At 69.5% G+C, this 16,587-nt stretch carries 8 protein-coding genes; 6 read left to right on the top strand and 2 right to left on the bottom strand.

Annotated features, from left to right (window positions below; all coding sequences use genetic code 11):
• Window positions 1–237 precede the first annotated feature (237 nt).
• The 4 genes from ACZ60E_RS26380 (at window position 238) to aepY (ending at window position 10,333) form a co-directional block, all read left to right on the top strand.
• Window positions 238–7,380, top strand: coding sequence for a type I polyketide synthase (locus ACZ60E_RS26380; RefSeq protein ID WP_469443600.1), 7,143 nt, complete (start codon window positions 238–240; stop codon window positions 7,378–7,380).
• Window positions 7,381–7,407: 27 nt separating this feature from the next.
• Window positions 7,408–8,448, top strand: a complete 1,041-nt coding sequence (locus ACZ60E_RS26375) for a ketoacyl-ACP synthase III family protein (protein WP_469443599.1) — start codon at window positions 7,408–7,410, stop codon at window positions 8,446–8,448.
• A gap of 83 nt (window positions 8,449–8,531) precedes the next feature.
• Window positions 8,532–9,233, top strand: coding sequence for a DedA family protein (locus ACZ60E_RS26370; RefSeq protein WP_469443597.1), 702 nt, complete (start codon window positions 8,532–8,534; stop codon window positions 9,231–9,233).
• Window positions 9,230–10,333, top strand: a complete 1,104-nt coding sequence (aepY, locus tag ACZ60E_RS26365) for a phosphonopyruvate decarboxylase (protein WP_469443595.1) — start codon at window positions 9,230–9,232, stop codon at window positions 10,331–10,333. The genes ACZ60E_RS26370 and aepY overlap by 4 nt, the downstream gene beginning before the upstream one ends.
• Window positions 10,334–10,401: 68 nt before the next feature.
• Here aepY and ACZ60E_RS26360 read toward each other — a convergent pair whose 3' ends face one another.
• Both ACZ60E_RS26360 and ACZ60E_RS26355 read right to left on the bottom strand, forming a co-directional pair.
• A complete protein-coding gene (locus ACZ60E_RS26360; RefSeq protein WP_469443593.1) occupies window positions 10,402–10,803 on the bottom strand; it encodes an ArsR/SmtB family transcription factor in 402 nt (133 codons plus the stop codon).
• 110 nt (window positions 10,804–10,913) lie between these two features.
• Entirely contained in the window at window positions 10,914–12,479 is a 1,566-nt protein-coding gene (locus ACZ60E_RS26355; protein WP_469443591.1) for an MFS transporter, read from the bottom strand.
• A 748-nt stretch (window positions 12,480–13,227) separates the two neighbouring features.
• Between ACZ60E_RS26355 and ACZ60E_RS26350 the strand changes: the two genes are divergently transcribed.
• Both ACZ60E_RS26350 and ACZ60E_RS26345 read left to right on the top strand, forming a co-directional pair.
• Entirely contained in the window at window positions 13,228–13,950 is a 723-nt protein-coding gene (locus ACZ60E_RS26350; RefSeq protein ID WP_469443589.1) for a glutamine amidotransferase-related protein, read from the top strand.
• Window positions 13,951–14,061: 111 nt separating this feature from the next.
• Window positions 14,062–16,584: a molybdopterin-containing oxidoreductase family protein gene (locus ACZ60E_RS26345; RefSeq protein WP_469443587.1), complete on the top strand. Its 2,523-nt coding sequence runs from the start codon at window positions 14,062–14,064 to the stop codon at window positions 16,582–16,584.
• Window positions 16,585–16,587 lie beyond the last annotated feature (3 nt).

Genomic DNA, 16,587 nt, shown 5'->3' with positions numbered 1-16,587 from the left:
TCAGGAATCAGCGGCTGTGCCGATAGCCGTGCCCGGCCCGTGAACGGCTCAGTGCGCTCGCCCCGCACGCGACCGTTCTGCCAGCGGAGCCGGACCTTCCCGCCTCATCCCCACTGTGTCCTCGGTAGGCGCGCCCGCCACCGGGCCGGTTCTCACTGCCGGTCCGCCGCGCTCGTACCGCATTCCTTCCGTGCTGCTTCACCAGTGAACGGCTTCGCCATGCCCGGAAGGACATCCATGCCTCACGACTCGACCCGCCCGGTTGAGACCGCCAATGAACCGATCGCCATCATCGGTTTGGCCGGACGGTTCGCCGATGCCACCAGCCCGGAACAGCTCTGGGACATGTTGCTCCAGGGCCGCGACGCCATCACGGACATCCCGGCCGAGCGCTACGACATCGACGCCGTCTACGACCCCACGCCCCGCACACCCGGCCGCACGGTGAGCCGGTGGGGCGGCTTGCTGCGCGACATCGACGCCTTCGACGCGGAGTTCTTCGGCGTCTCCCCCCGCGAGGCCGACCGCATGGACCCCCAGCAGCGGTTGCTGCTGGAAGTCGCCTATGAAGCCCTTGAGGACGCGGGCCAACCACTCCCCCGTATCGCCGGTAGCGACACGGGCGTGTTCATCGGTCAACTGGGCGGCGACTACTGGCATCTGCAGTACGACGACCGCGACCAGCTCGACCTGTACGCCATGACCGGGGCCGCCTCACGCGCCATCACCTCCGGCCGCCTCTCCTACGCCTTCGACCTGCGCGGCCCCAGCTTCACCGTCGACACCGCCTGCTCCTCCGCACTCGTCGCGGTCCACAACGCCGTACAGGCGATCCGGCTCGGCGAGTGCCCCATGGCGATCGCCGGCGGCGTCAACCTCGTACTGCTGCCGGAGGAAGGCGTCGTCTACTCCGGGGCCGGCATGCTCGCCTCCGACGGCCGCTGCAAGTTCGCCGACGCCTCCGGTGACGGATTCGTACGCAGCGACGGCATCGGTGCCGTCATCCTCAAGCCGCTGTCCGCGGCTGTGGCCGACGGCGACCGGATCCGGGCCGTCATCCGGGGCTCCGCCGTCGGCAACGACGGCCAGAGCAGCGGGTACCTGGTCACACCCGCCGTCGAGGGCCAGCTCGGCGTACTGCGCCGGGCCTACGCCAACGCGGGCGTCGACCCGGCCGACATCGACTACATCGAGGCCCACGGCACCGGCACCAGCGTCGGCGACCCGGTCGAACTGCAGGCACTGGCCGACATCGTCGGCGCCCGCACGCCCGACCGGCGCTGCCTGGTCGGTTCGGTGAAGACCAACATCGGACACGCCGAGGCGGCGGCCGGAATCGCCGGCCTCATCAAGGCCGTGCTGTGCCTGGAGAACAAGACGGTCCCGCCCAACCTGCACCTGAAGAACCCCAACCCGGCCGTCGACTGGGACAACCTGCCGCTGACCGTTCCCACCGAGGCCACACCGCTGCCCGAGCGCGACCGGCCCGCCATCGCGGGTGTCTCCAGCTTCGGGTTCTCCGGCACCAACGCCCACCTCGTCCTCGAAGCGGCGCCGGAGCCGGCCACCCGCTCCGAGGACGCCCCGACGCCGGAGCCGCGCAGCGAGCTGCTGGTGCTGTCCGCCCTCAGCCCCGAAGCCCTCGCCGACACGGCCCGCGCCATGGCCGACCACCTTGAGGGCCCAGGCGCCCAGCACCGTCTGCGCGACATCAGCCATTCCGCGGCGCTGCACCGCACCCTCCACGACGCGCGGCTCGCGCTGCCCACCGACAGTTACGCCGAGGCCGTCGCCGCGCTGCGGGGATTCGCCGAGGGTGACAACGAGCCCGGCCTGTCCTCCAGCGACTACACCGACCCGGAGGCAGCCCCCCGGATCGCGTTCGTCTTCCCCGGCCAGGGTTCGCAGTGGCCGGGCATGGGCCGCGAACTCCTGGACACCGAGCCGGTCTTCAACCAGACCATGCAGGCTTGCGACGACGCCATCCAGGCCGAGACCGGCTGGTCGGTCATCGAACTGCTGCGCTCCGCGGACGAGGAGCGCCTCACGCAGCTCGACGTCATCCAGCCCACCCTGTGGGCGATGGAGATCGCCCTGGCCGAGCTCTGGCGCTCCTGGGGCATCGAGCCGGACGTCGTCATCGGCCACAGCATGGGGGAATCCGCCGCCGCCTACATCTCCGGCGCACTGACCCTCTCCGATGCTGCAGCGGTCATCTGCCGGCGCAGCCGCCTGGCCAAGCGCCTCTCCGGCCGCGGCACCATGGCCTGGGTCGGCCTGCCCGCGGACGAGACCGCCGCCGCACTGGCAGGCCACGAGGACAAGGTGGCGATCGCCGCCATCAACAGCCCCACGTCCACCCTGCTGTCCGGAGACGTCGCCGCCCTCGACCAGGTGCAGGCCGCCCTCGACGCCCGCGGTGTCGACAACCGGCGCGTGAACGTCGACTTCGCCTCGCACTGCCCGCAGATGGACGCCCTGCGCGAGGACCTGCTCGCCGAGCTGTCCCACCTCACCCCGCGTGCGGGCCGTATCCCGCTGCACTCCACCCTGCTCAACGAAGTGATCGACGGCTCCGGGATGGACGCCGAATACTGGGTACGCAACATCCGCCAGCCGGTCGACTTCGTCGGCGCGGTCCGCGGCCAACTCGCCCTTGGCGAGACGGTGTTCATCGAGGTCAGTCCCCACCCGCTGCTCGTGGCCGGTATCCGCGAGACCAGCCGTGCGGCCACCGGAACGGACACCACCGCGGTGGGCAGCCTGCGCCGCAACTCCGACGAGCGCACCGCACTGCTGACGTCGGCCGCAACCCTCCACACGGCCGGCTCAAAGTTGGACCTCGGCAAGCTGACCGACGGCGGCCACTACGTGCCGCTGCCCACCTACCCGTGGCAGCGCACCCGCCACTGGATCAGCCCCACCACCACCACCACCCGCACGGCGCCCGTCGCCGCCGCACCGGCAGAGCAGGAACCGGTCGACCAGCAATCAGCCAGGCAGGAATCAGCCGGGCAGGTCACGCATCCGCTGCTGGGCCGTCCGATGCCCGCCGAAGGCGCCACCCGCGTCTGGCAGGGCCCTCTGCGCCTGGCCGACAACACCTACCTGCGCGATCACTGCATCCAGGACACGATCATCCTGCCGGGCACCGCCCACCTGGAACTGATCAGCGCGGCCGTGCACACCGAACTGGGCTCCGGAGCGCTGTCGCTGAGCGACGTGCACTACCACCGCGCCCTCTTCCTGGACGAGGACGGACCCGCCCCCGAGGTCCAGGTCACCCTGACCCCCCGCCCGGACGACTCACTGCACTGCCGTATCCACAGCCGGGACACCGACGCCGACGACTGGACCCTGCACACCGACGCCACCGCCCGCGCCGTACCCGGCGGCGCCCCGCAGCCCGGCGAGCCGCTCCAGTCGATCCGTACCCGGCTGCCGCAGCACCAGGGCGCCCACGACTTCTACCCGTGGAACGCCGCACGCGGCAACCAGTGGAACGGCACCTTCCAAGGCATCACCGAACTGTGGCGCACCGACGGTGAGGTCCTCGCCCAGCTGACCTGCCCGAGCGAACTCATCGAGGGCCTGGCACGGCACCACTTCCATCCGGCGCTCCTGGACGCGAGCGGCCACTCCATGGCCGCCGCCCGCGAACTGACCGCGCCCGGTGAAGAAGGCGTCTTCGTCCTCGGCGGCATCGACGAGGTCCTCTTCTACCAGCGGCCACCCGCCCAGATGTTCAGCCACGCCAGGCTGCTGCCGTCGCAGCGCGAGGACTCCTTCGTCGCCGACATCGACATCCGCGCCGACAACGGCGCTCTCATCGCCCAGATGCGCGGCCTGCGCCTGCAGTACCTGGCCGGCCACGCTCCCGCCCTGCTCACCCCCCGCACCGAGGAATCCGTGACAGCACCCAGCACCCCCGCCACCTCTGCCACCCCTCATGCCGGCGACCGCGACACCTGGCTGCACGCGCTCACCTGGGACCAGGCACCGCTGCCCACCCCGGACGCGGCCGGCACCGGCCCGGACGGGTTCTGGCTGGTGCTGACCGACAGCGGGTCCACCGGCCGTTCCCTCGTACGGGAACTCACGGGCCGCGGGCAGCGCGTGGTGGCCGTGACCGCCGGGGCGGGCCATCTGGCCGGCGGCGGCGACCGCTACCGCATCGATCCCTCCGACGAGGGGCACTACCGCGAGGTCCTGGTCGACGTCGCCCGCTACGGCACGTGCCGCGGCATCATCCACCTGTGGGCACTGGACGCCCAGGCCGGGCTGGACGCCACACCCACCGAGATCCGCCGCGCCCAGGTGCTGGCCGCACACAGCGTCCTGCACCTGACCCACGCCCTGGAGAAGGAGTCGCTCGGACACCCGCCGCTGTGGCTGATCACCCAGCTCTCCCAGGCCACCGACAGCGCCGAGCAGGTGCGCAACCCCCTGCAGGCCATGCTGTGGGGCGTGGGCCGCACGCTGGCTGCCGAAGCCCCCGCGCTGCACCCGCGCCTGGTCGACCTCGACCGGTCCGCAGCCAGTGTCCCGGCCCTGGCAGAACTGTTGCTGCACGCGGACGAGGAGGACCAGATCGCGCTGCGCGACGGCCTGCGTCTCGCCGCCCGCCTGCGCCCGGCCGAGCCCGCAGCCCAGGTACACCCGGCGGACACCGCGGCCCGCTCGCCGCGCGCGCTGTCGCTGCCCGCGCCCGGGGTCATCGACGACCTGCAACTGCTCGACATGCCCACGCGTCCGCTCGCCGCGGACGAGGTCCGTATCCAGGTCAGCTATGCGGGCGTCAACTACCGCGACTTACTGCTGGCCCTGGGCATGTACCCCGGACAGGACGACCAGCCGCCGACCCTCGGCTGGGAATGCGCCGGCACCGTCTCCGAGACCGGCAGCGACGTCACCGACGTCGCCGTCGGCGATGAGGTCATCGCCTTCGCCGACGGCTCGCTGGCCGGCGAAGTCGTCACACTCGCCTGCCTGACCGCTCCCAAACCGGCCCGTCTCACCTTCGCCCAGGCCGCGACCCTGCCCGCCTCCTATCTGACCGCCTACCACGCGCTGCACGACCTCGCCCACATCGAGCAGGGCGACAAGATCCTCATCCACTCCGCCACCGGCGGCACCGGGCTCGCCGCTCTCAACGTCGCCCGCTGGAAGGGCGCCCGCGTCTACGCCACCGCAGGGAGCGACGCCAAGCGCCAACTGCTCACCAAACTCGGCGTCGACCGTGTCGCCGACTCCCGCAGCCTGGACTTCGCCGACACCTTCCGCCCCGCCCCGGGCACGGACGGCTTCGACGTCATCCTCAACACCCTGGCGGGCGAAGCCATCCCGGCCAACCTGTCCCTGATGGCGCCCTACGGGCACTACCTCGAACTCAGCAAGCGCGACATCCTCGACAACAACCCGCTCCCCCTCGGCCCCTTCGCCCGCAACCTGTCCTTCCACGCCGTCGACGTCGTCCACATGATCCAGAACGCGCCGGAACGGGCCGGCCGCATCCTGCGCGCCGCAGCCGCCCTCGTCGAACGCGGCGACCTGCAGCCCCTGCCGCACACGGAGTTCGCCGGCGACCAGGCAGCCGACGCGTTCCGGCTGATGGCCCAGGCCCGGCACACCGGCAAGATCGTGCTGTCATTCCAGCAGGCCCCCTCCACCGTGGCGAGCGGCCCGCGCGGCCGGGCCGTGACCGTGCACGCCGACGGCACCTACCTCCTCACCGGCGGCGCGGGTGGCATCGGCGGACAGCTCGCCCTGTGGCTGGCCGACCAAGGAGCCCGGCATCTGCTGCTCACCGGCCGCAGCGCGCTGCCGCAGCAGGACGCGGCGCTGGACGCGAACCACCCGCAGGCCGCCGCTGTCACCGTGATCAAGCAGCTGCGCGACCGCGGCGTCCACGTCACGTACGAGGCGGTGGATGTCGCTGACGCCCAGGCTATGAAGGCGATGCTCGAAGCCAGGCGCCGCACAGGACTGCCGCCCGTGCGCGGTGTCTTCCATGCGGCCGGGGTCATCGACTACACCCCGCTGAGCGATATGAGTGGCTCCGAGATGGACCGCGTCCTGGCGGCCAAGGTGTCCGGGGCCTGGAACCTGCACCGGATGCTGAGCGAGGAGTCGGTGGACGCGTTCGTGCTGTTCTCCTCCGGTTCGGCCCTGCTCAGCTCTCCGATGCTGGGCGGATACGCGGCCGGCAACGCCTTCCTCGACGCGCTGGCCCACCACCGGCACGCTCAGAAACTGCCGGCCACTGTCGTCAACTGGGGCTTCTGGGACAGCGTCGGCATGGTGGCCCGCAAGGAGGAGCAGGAGGAGCGCACCCTGCTGCCGCAGGGCATGGCGTCCTTCAGCCCGGCCGACGGGCTCGCGCTGTTGGGCCAGATCCTGGCCGAGGGCAGGGTGCAGACCGCGGTGCTGCCGGCCGACTGGCCCGCGTGGGCCCGCGCGTACCCGAGTGCCGCGACTGCCCCGCTGCTGCAGCACCTGACCGGCGGTGACCGGCCCAGGCAGCAGGAATCGGCCCGTGCGGAACGGATCGTCGAGCTTGCCACGCCGTCGCAGGTCACCGATCCCGTCGTACCGCACACGACCACACCCGCACCGGTCCCTGCTCCGGCGCCGGCCGCTCCCGTGGGCGTCCCCGAACCGGTAGCCGCTGCCCGGCCCGCGCCGCAGGCTGCCGCTTCTGGGCAGGCGACCCCCAGTAGTGAATTGCTCGACTTCCTCAAGCAGGAAGTGGCCGTGGTGATGGGACTGCGCGCCGAACGCGTCAACGTCAGCCGCCCCCTCAACAGGCTCGGCATGGACTCCCTCATGGCCGTCGAACTGCGCAACCGCATCGAACGCCGCTACCAGATCAAGCTCCCCATGGTGCAACTCCTCAAGGACGGCACCGTCACCACCGTCGCCCAAGCCCTGGCCACCGAACTCAACTCCACCGACGCCACGTCGGAGACCACGGCAGCGCCTGCCGCGGTCCACGACGTACTGGCGCAAGATGCTCCCGCGCCGACCCCTGCTGCGGCTCCGGATCCGGTCGCTCCGGTGACCGCCCCCGAGCCCACGGCTACCGCCCAGCCGGCAGCGCAGACTGCCGCCTCCGGGCAGACGACGCCCAGCATCGAGCTGGTCGACTTCCTCAAGCAGGAGGTCGCCGTGGTGATGGGACTGCGCGCCGAACGCGTCAACGTCAGCCGCCCCCTCAACAGGCTCGGCATGGACTCCCTCATGGCCGTCGAACTGCGCAACCGCATCGAACGCCGCTACCAGATCAAGCTCCCCATGGTGCAACTCCTCAAGGACGGCACCGTCACCACCGTCGCCCAAGCCCTGGCCACCGAACTCAACTCCACCGACACCTCGGCCTGACCGAGCAAAGGACGAGGACCCGACTTCATGAAGACCACCGATATTCGAATCGCCGGGCTGGGGACCTACATCCCGGAGATCGTCGACGCCCGTAAGGCCGTCGCTCTGGGCCTGTACGACGCCGACGAGTACGAGTTCTACGGCTGGACCGGCGCTGCGGTCGCCGGTGACATGCCCGCTCCGGACATGGCGGTCGCCGCCGCCCGGCAGGCGATGGAACGCTCCGCACTGCACCCGCACGACATCGACCTGCACATCCACGCCTGCGGCCATGAGCAGGGACCCGAGGGCTGGTCGCCGCAGCACTACATCCTGCGGCACCTGTCGGACCGTGACGTGCCCTCCTTCCGCGTCTGGCAGGCATGCAGCGGCCTGATCGGCTCTCTGGAGCTGGCCGCCTGTTACCTCCAGGCGGTGCCCGAGCGCGGCGCCGCCCTCATCACCGGCGCCGACAACGTCGGCACCCCCAACTTCAACCGGTGGGCCTTCGGCATCCAGAACGGTGTCCTCGGTGACGGGGGCAGCGCGGTCCTGCTGTCGAAGTCCGAGGGGTTCGCGAGTCTGCTGTCCATCAACACCGGCTCGACCGCCGAGGTGGAGGAGCAGTACCGCGGTACCGAGCCGCTCTTCCCGCCGTCGCTGACCGTCGGCCGCGGCATGGACTTCAAGGAGCGTCTGGCCGCCGCCGGCGGCCTGGAGGAGACCGTCGCCGAAGTCGTACGCCGTCAAGGCGAACTGCGCACGGAGATAGCGCTGCGCACCCTGGCCGAAGCCGGCCTGGAACCGGGCGACGTCACCCGGGTCTGTCACGTCTTCACCGGCCAGGAGAGCTATCTGAAGGTCATCCTCGACCCGATGGGCCTCTCCACCGACCAGGGCCTGCTCGACTTCGGCCGCAACCTGGGCCACATGACGGTCAACGATCAGATCGTGGGCCTGACGCACCTGGTGGAAACGGGGCAGGTCGGGCCCGGTGACCACGTCCTCATCGTCGCACACGGTGGCGGCGTGTCCATCACCTGCGCCGTCGTACGCATCGACGAGCGGCCCAGCTGGGCCGCCAACTGACCACCCGCGCCCGTCCGCCGGTCCCGCCACGGGACCGGCGGACGGCACGTCCGCTCACTTCCACCAACGTCCAGGGGGCACCCATGCAGAACCTCGCCTCATCACCCTTGCTCGACGCCGAAGCGCTGATATCGACCTTCGGCCTGCTGGGGATCATGGCCACCGTCTTCGCCGAGTCCGGCCTGATTGTCTGCTTCTTCCTGCCCGGCGACTCGCTGCTGTTCACAGCAGGTCTGCTCGTGGCCAACGACCAGTTCCTCCACCAGCCCTTGTGGGTGGTCATGCTCGCCATCGCCGCGGCGGCCATCCTGGGTGACCAGTTCGGCTACGCGTTCGGACGGAAGGTCGGCGGCGCCCTCTTCAAGCGCCCCAACTCCCGTTTCTTCAAGCAGGAGAACGCCGAACGCGCTCAGGAGTTCATGCTCAAGCACGGTCCCAAGGCCCTGGTGATGGCCCGGTTCATTCCGGTCTTCCGGACGTTCATCCCCATCACCGCCGGCGTCGGGCGCATGGCCTACCGCACGTTCTTCCTGTTCAACGTGCTGGGCGCGGTCCTGTGGTCGGTCAGCCTGACCCTGGTCGGCTACTACCTGGGCCAGATCGCCTTCGTCCGCGACAACATCGAGGGCATCGTGATCGGGATCGTCCTCGTCTCGGGCGTCCCCATCATCATCGAAGGCATCAAGATGCGGCGCCGCTCCCGCAATGCCGCAGCCACAGCCGCAGACCAGGCACCTGCCACCGCACCGGCCACCACCCCTGAAACGGAGCTGCCCCGCATATGATCTCCGCAGAAGAATTCTGTTACCTGCTGGCCGACCGTGGTTTCACCTTCGCCAGTGGCGTTCCCTGCTCCCATTTCGGCGGGCCGATCGCCCACCTCAGCACGCGCCCCGGCCGCTACGTGCCCGCCCCCAACGAAGGCAACGCGCTGGCGGTGGCCGCCGGCGCCGCCCTGGGCGGACAGCGCGCCTACGTGATGCTGCAGAACTCCGGTCTGGGCAACCTCATCAACCCGCTCACCTCGCTGGTGATGACCTACAAACTGCCGATCCTGACCTTCACCAGCCTGCGCGGCTGGCCCGACCCGGCGACGGACGAGCCTCAGCACGAGGTGATGGGACCGGCGACCCCGAAGCTCCTCGACAGCGTCAACACCCCGCACCACACTCTGTACGCGCAGGACGGAGTGGAGGAGTTCTCCGCGGTCCTGGAGAAGGCGGAGAAGGATCTGGCCGAGCAGCGGGCGCCGTTCGTGCTGGTCGAGCGCGGTGCCATCGGCAAGGCCACCGCGGCCAACGACCCGCACACCGAGGGGCTGCCGGCCTCCGAGGCCATCCGGATCGTCACCGCTGCCGCACCGCAGGCCGCTGTCATCGCCACCACCGGCTTCACCGGCCGTGACACGTTCGCCGTGGCCGACAGGCCCAGCGCCTTCTACATGCAGGGCTCGATGGGCCACGCCTCCTCCATCGGTCTCGGTGTGGCCCTGACGCATCCGGAGCGGCCTGTCGTCGTCCTGGACGGGGACGGTGCGCTGCTGATGCACCTCGGCTCCCTGTCGATGATCGGCAGCGAGGCACCCGCGAACCTGATCCATGTCGTGCTCGACAACCGGGTCCACGAGTCGACGGGCGGGCAGGCCACCACATCGGCGACCACCTCGTTCCCCGAGATGGCGACAGCTGCCGGCTACACCAGCGCGGTCGTCTGCGACCAGGAGGACGCGCTGCAGGCGGCGATGTCGCGGGCTCAGGCAACTCCCGGTCCGCACCTGATCTGCATCAAGACACTGCCCCGCACGGGAGCGATGCCGCCGCGCGCGACCAACGCTCTCAGCACACTGGACATCCGGGACCGATTCCAGGGCGATCTGAAGCGGTAGCCCGGCCACACCCAAAAACAAGGGGGTGTTCCGCACGCGGAGCACCCCCTTGTCACGGGATCGCGGATTCAGGCGCCTTTGACCGTCGCAGACCCTTCGGCCCCGGGCTGGAGGCAAGCCGCCACCGTCTCGGGGTCCATGGCGGCCAGGCTGGCGAACATGCGCAGCGGTTCGGCCAGGGTCTGGCAGCACATCACGTACTGGTTGCTGCGCCCCTTGGGGATCGCTTCGACGAGGTTCTGTTCGCGCAGCGGAGCGAGGTGATGGCTGACCAGGGTCTGGCTCAGTCCGGTGGCCTCCTGCAACTCCTTGACCGTGCGCGGACGCTGAGCGATCAACAGGATCAGCGTGAGCCGGGTCTCGTCCGCCAGGGCCCGCAGTTTGGGCGCCAGCATCTGTGCCCGCTCCTGCTCGCTGAGCCACTGGGCGGGATCACTGACCGCCACCCTGAGTTTCGATGGCCTGGCCATCGCCACCTCCCTCTCGCCCGTGGGCCGGCTGTCCGGCCCGCGTCCGGTCCTGGCACGCGGGCCGGGCCGGGCTGTGGCTTCGATCCTATGCACTGTCGCTCACCCGGTCCTCAGGAGGCGGCAGGTGCGTCGGCACTGCCGCTGTGGGCGTCGGCTTCGAGCTGTGCCGTGCCGTCGTCGTCTCCGACACGGGCCCGCGGCAGGATGAGCGCGGCGGCGAGGGCACCGACGACTGCGACGCCGACGGCGATCAGCAAGGTGGTGGCGAACCCGCCGACGAACGACTCCTGCGCCGCTTCGAGGACACGCTGACCGGCGGCGCCACCGAGCTGTTGGGCCACCGCCGACGCACCCGTCAGGGACTCGTGCACCGCTTGCCCGGCCTCACCCGGCAGTTGGGCGGCCTGGGGCAGGTCGTCGCGGTACAGCGTGGTGATCACACTGCCGCTGATGGCGATACCGAGGGCGCCGCCGACCTGCATGCCCACGTCCGCGACCGCGGAGCCGGCTCCTGCCTGGCGGGCGGCGGAGACGACGAGGATGGCGTCGACGGCGGCCGGCAGGGCGATGCCCATGCCCAGGCCGAACACGGCCAGTCCGATGAGCGCCTGTGTCTCGTCGTCGACGGTGAGTCCGGCCAGGACGCCCAGCCCCGCGGCGCACAGCAGCAGACCCACCACCACCGTGGCCTTGAGACCTGCGCGCTCCACCAGTTTCGCCGAGAGGGGGGCGCCCACCATCATCGTGCCGATGGCGAGCATGCGCAGGCCCGCGCCCAGCGGGTCGAGTTCGAGCACCGACTGCAGGTACTGGGTGAGCAGGTACAGGCCGCTGTAGAGCCCGAAGGATGTGGCGGCGATGGCCAACGCCCCGCCACCGTAGCGAGCGTTGAGGAACAGGCCGACGTCGAGCATGGGGTGGGCGGTCTTGCGCTCCCACACGACGAAAGCGACCATCAGCGCCACGCCGAGGAAGAGGGAGCCGAGGGTGATGATGTCGCCCCAGCCGTTGTGCGGGGCTTCGACCAGGCCGTAGACGATGGCGACCAGTCCGGCCACCGAGAGCAGGGCGCCGACGAGGTCGAGTCCGGGGTGGCCCTCGGCCTTGGACTCGGGGATCAGCTTGGCTCCGCCGATCAGGGCGATGGCGGCCAGGGGCACGTTGATGAGGAACATCGATCCCCACCAGAAGTGCTCCAGCAGCAGACCGCTGACGAGCGGGCCGAGCGGCACGCCGACGGCGGCAGCGCCGGACCAGATACCGATCGCCTTGCCCTGCTCCTCACGCGGGAAGACGTCCTTGATGATGGCGAGGGTGGCGGGCATCATCAGCGCCGCGGAGATGCCCATGAGGGCGCGGAAGGTGATCAGCATCTCGGCGTTCGAGGCGAACGCGGCGCCCAGGCTGGTCAGTGCGAAGGCGCCCGTGCCGAGGGTGAGGAGCCGCTTGCGGCCGAACCGGTCGGACAGCCCGCCGGCCATGAGCAGCAGCCCGCCGAAGGCCAGCGCGTAGGAGTCGACCATCCACTGCAGCTGGCTGCTGGTGGCGTCCAGGTCTTTCTGGATGCTGGGCAGGGCCAGGTTCAGGATGAGGGTGTCCAGGCCGATCAGGACCAGGCTCAGGCACAGGATGTTCAGGATCTGCCATCGGCGGGGATGGCCGGCGGAGCTGTTCACTTGACTTCTCCTCGAACGCAACAGGTTGGAGCCCCGTAGGGCGGCCGGTGGCCGTCCGTGCCCGCGGGGGATCGGGCAGCGGTCGGCCACCGGCCGCATCAGACTAAACAACATGGGCACCTATCAACAGTAGTTACTGTTGATAGGTGCCAACTTTGTGCACTCGTTTCAGCCATCTACGCGACCCCTCCACAAGTGAGCCCCGAAACAACGCACTTGACACCCTGGCGTGGCCAAACGCACCGGTTGCCACGAACCACCCGCGAAACGGCACCTCTCGGCGGCAGCCATCGACCGCATCACGGATCCCGCCAACATGGCTGGTGAGAGCGCTCCCACCCGGAACACCCGGACACCACAAGGTCACCCCCTACCGCACGGTAGTGATGGCGCGATCGTTTCCAGCGTTACCGCAGGGCACTCGAATACTTTGACCGCCATCGATAAATTGAGCGAGAAGCAGCACGGAGGACCTGGGAAGGACCTCTGCACGGGGCGCCAAGGGGGCTGGAAGACATGCGTACATCCGGTAGGCACCGGCTTGCAGCCACACCGTCTCCGACTCGGCGATAGCGCCCCACCACTTCTCCTGTCACGGAACCCGTGCGTGGCGGCACGTTCCTGACGTCATCTCAGAGACCACACTCGCGCAGCGGTGCGCTCGGCACGCGTACCGCTGCGCCCACGGGACTGGAACTGTCACTGGCGAAAACGGTTCGAGACCTTCCTGTACTTGAAGGGGACAACGATGTCAGTCCACGCCCAGCCACGCCTTGCCCTGGTGGGAGATCACGGCAACCACGACGAGCCGTCCCACCCGAAGATCGACGCGATGCGTGAGCAGTGGGACCTGACCACCGAGTGGATACCGACCACCGAGATCACCGACGCCTCCTTCCTGAAGGGCTTCGACGGCGTCTGGGTGGTGCCGGGCGCGCCCTACTTCAACCAGAAGGGCGTGCACATCGCCGTACGCCATGCCCGGGAGAACCAGCTGCCGTTCCTGGGCACCTGTGGCGGCTTCTTCAGCGCCCTGATCGAGCACGCCCAGAACGTGCTGCACCTGCCGGAGGCCATCGGCGTCGACGAGGACCCCGAGAAGCTGATGCCTCTCGTCACTCCGCTGAAGTGCTCCTTCCGCGGGGAGAAGGCCCCGTTGAACGTCAAGGAGAACTCCCGTCTCGCGGGCATCTACGGCACCACCGAAGTGGAGGAGATCTTCCACTGTGACTACGGCTTGACCGACACCTTCATGGACGCCGCCAACCAGGGCTCGCTGCAGCTCAGCGCCTGGGATGTCGACGGCGCACCGCGCGCACTGGAGATCACCGGCCACCCGTTCTTCATGGGCAGCCTTTTCCAGCCCGAGCTCTCCTCCGCTCCGGGTTCCGAACACAAGATCATCAAGGCCTTCCTGGCTGCCGTGCGCGCCAAGGCCGACACCAGCGCTCTGTCCACGCTCACCTCCTGACCACCAGCGCACATCTGCTTGTGACAAGGCCGTGCGGTGTCCACCGCACGGCCCGGGCACCGCCATGCCCGCCTCGTTCCCCACACCAGGCGGAAGGATCCCCACGTCTCCATGAAGCATGATCAGCACGGTCTGTCCCGGCGCGGCTTTGTCCGCGGCAGTGTCATCGGCGGCGCCGGCCTCGGAGCTCCGGTTCTGCTTCCGGTGGTTTCCGCGCACGGCGCAGAAGCGTCCGTCGCACCAGGCGGCTCAACCGCCGCCGGCCAGCGAGCCGGCACGGATTTCACCGACCAGTCCGCCGCTCTCACCCCCGACAAGACCGTCGCCACGGCCTGCCAGTTCTGCAACTCCAACTGCCGGCTCAACGTCGACCTCAAAGCGGGCCGGGTGCTGGCCGTGCGCGGCGAAGAGCGCGACCCCGTCCAGCAGGGACAGGTATGCGTCAAGGCCGAGTTGATGCCCCAGCTCGTCTACAACAACGAACGCCTCACCCGCCCGCTGCGCCGCGTCTCCGGCGCGAAGGGTTCACCGCACTCCAAGTTCGAGGCCGTGAGCTGGGAGGAGGCCCTGCGCACGATCGCCGAGAAGTTCCTGGCACTGCGCGACGCCGGACAGGCGCACGCCATCGCCAACCGCACCACAGGCCGCCTTCCCCGCGGCACCGGATCGCTCGTGGCCCGCATGTTCGCGATGCTGGGCAGCCCCAACAACACCGACGTCGGACCGGTGTGCAACGACGCCGGCGGCAACGCCCTGGCGACCTCTTTCGGCCTGGGCAATTTCACCAACGGGTACGGGACCGACGGCGCGACGGGCAAGGACGACCTCGGCTCGGCCCACCATTACCTGTTCCTGGGCACCAACCAGGCCGAGACCCACCCGGTGACCTTCGACTACCTGCTACGCGGTCGCGAGAAGACCAAGGCGACCCTGACCGTGGTCGACCCGCGCCTGACGCCGACCGGCGCCGTGGCCGACCGGTGGGTGGCGCCCAAGCCGCACACCGACTTCGCGCTGCTGCTGGCCATGCTCCACCACGTCGTGGAGAAGGAACTGTACGACAAGGCGTTCGTCAAACGCTGGGTCGTCGGCTTCGACGAACTGCGCGCGCACCTGGCCGAACACCGGTACACCCCGGCGTGGGCAGCCAAGGTCACCGGCCTCAAGGCCGAGGTCATCACCGAGATGGCAGTGGAGTACGCGTCGGCGAAGACGGCTGCGATCTTCTGCAACGCCGGGATCTCCCACCAGCTCGGCGCGTTCGACACCTACCGGGTGGCGACCTTCCTCGCCGCGGTGACCGGCAACATCGGCAAGCCCGGCGCCGGCTGCAACTTCATGCACAACACCTGGCCCGGAGACCTGCACCTGCCGCCCCTGGAGGCCGAAGTGCCCGAACGGCGCGAAGCGCTGCCGGTCGGCCCGGACTACTTCGCCGAGTCCATCCTCACGGACAACCCCTACCGACTGCGTGCGGTGATGTCCCAGGGCAACCCGCTGGTGTCCTCCGCGAACACCAGCAAGGTCAAGAAGGCGTTCGAGCAACTCGACTTCTACGTCTACACCGGCCTGTTCATGGAAGAGGCCGCCTACTACGCCGACATCATCCTGCCCGTCTGCAGCGGGCTGGAGATGGAAGGCGTCTACATGCGCCGTGACGACCGGGCCATCCGCTGGCAGGACCAGGCCGTCGACCGGGTCGGCGAGTCCCGGCCGGACTGGGAGATCTGGGTCGGCCTCGCGCACGCGATGGCGGAAGTGGACACCCGGCGCCCCGCCGCCGAATGGCGCGAGGCATTCCCCCAGCGGTGGATGGACTACCCGAAGCTGTGGGACGACTTCGTCACCCACACTCCCGGCATGGGCGGTATGACCCGTACCCGGATGCAGAAACGTGTCGAGCCGCTGCGCTGGCCGTGCCCCACCGAGGACCACCCCGGTGTCAGCACCCTCTACCTGGACCACCCCAGCTGGTACCGGGCCGCCGAGGCACTGGACCCGGCCAACCGCGGCAAACGCTTCCTCACCCCCAGCGGCAAGATCGAGATCACCACGCCGGACCTGGAGAAGAAGCTGTCGGCCACCGGGCACGGCGCCCTGCCGATCTTCTACACACACCCCGAGGTCACGGGGAAGAACCCGACCCTGTCCTACAGCCGCAAGTTCGTCACCAACCCCCTCAACCCCCAGGCCGTCACCCATCCGGTGCGCCTGGGAGTGCCCGGGAGTGACGCGGTGCACCACGACTTCCCCCTGATGGGCATGACCGGCCGTCCCAGCGTCGTCCATTTCGCCGAGGTCACCCACTGGACGCCGACGGGCAAGCAGCTCAACGGCATCCGCTTCATCCAGATCCACCCCGACACCGCACGCCGCTCGGGCATCGCAGACGGCGACGACGTCCGCGTCGAGAGCCCGCGCGGATCGGTGACAGGCACGGCACTGCTGTGGGAGGGGATCCGCACGGACACCGTGTTCGTCCCCAACACCTTCGGCCCGGCCCAGAAAGTGGGCGACCTCTTCGACGACCCCCGCTACGAGGCGGCCAACACCCTCCCCGACGACCGCTTCTACGACAACCTCTCCGGCCAGCAGGCTTTCAAGTGCTTCGCCTGCCGGGTCGTCAAGACCTGATCC

The sequence above is a fragment of the Streptomyces sp. NPDC102514 genome, from assembly GCF_055584525.1.
The sequence above is the reverse complement of the archived record's forward strand: the minus strand, read 5'-3'. Positions and strand labels throughout refer to the sequence as shown.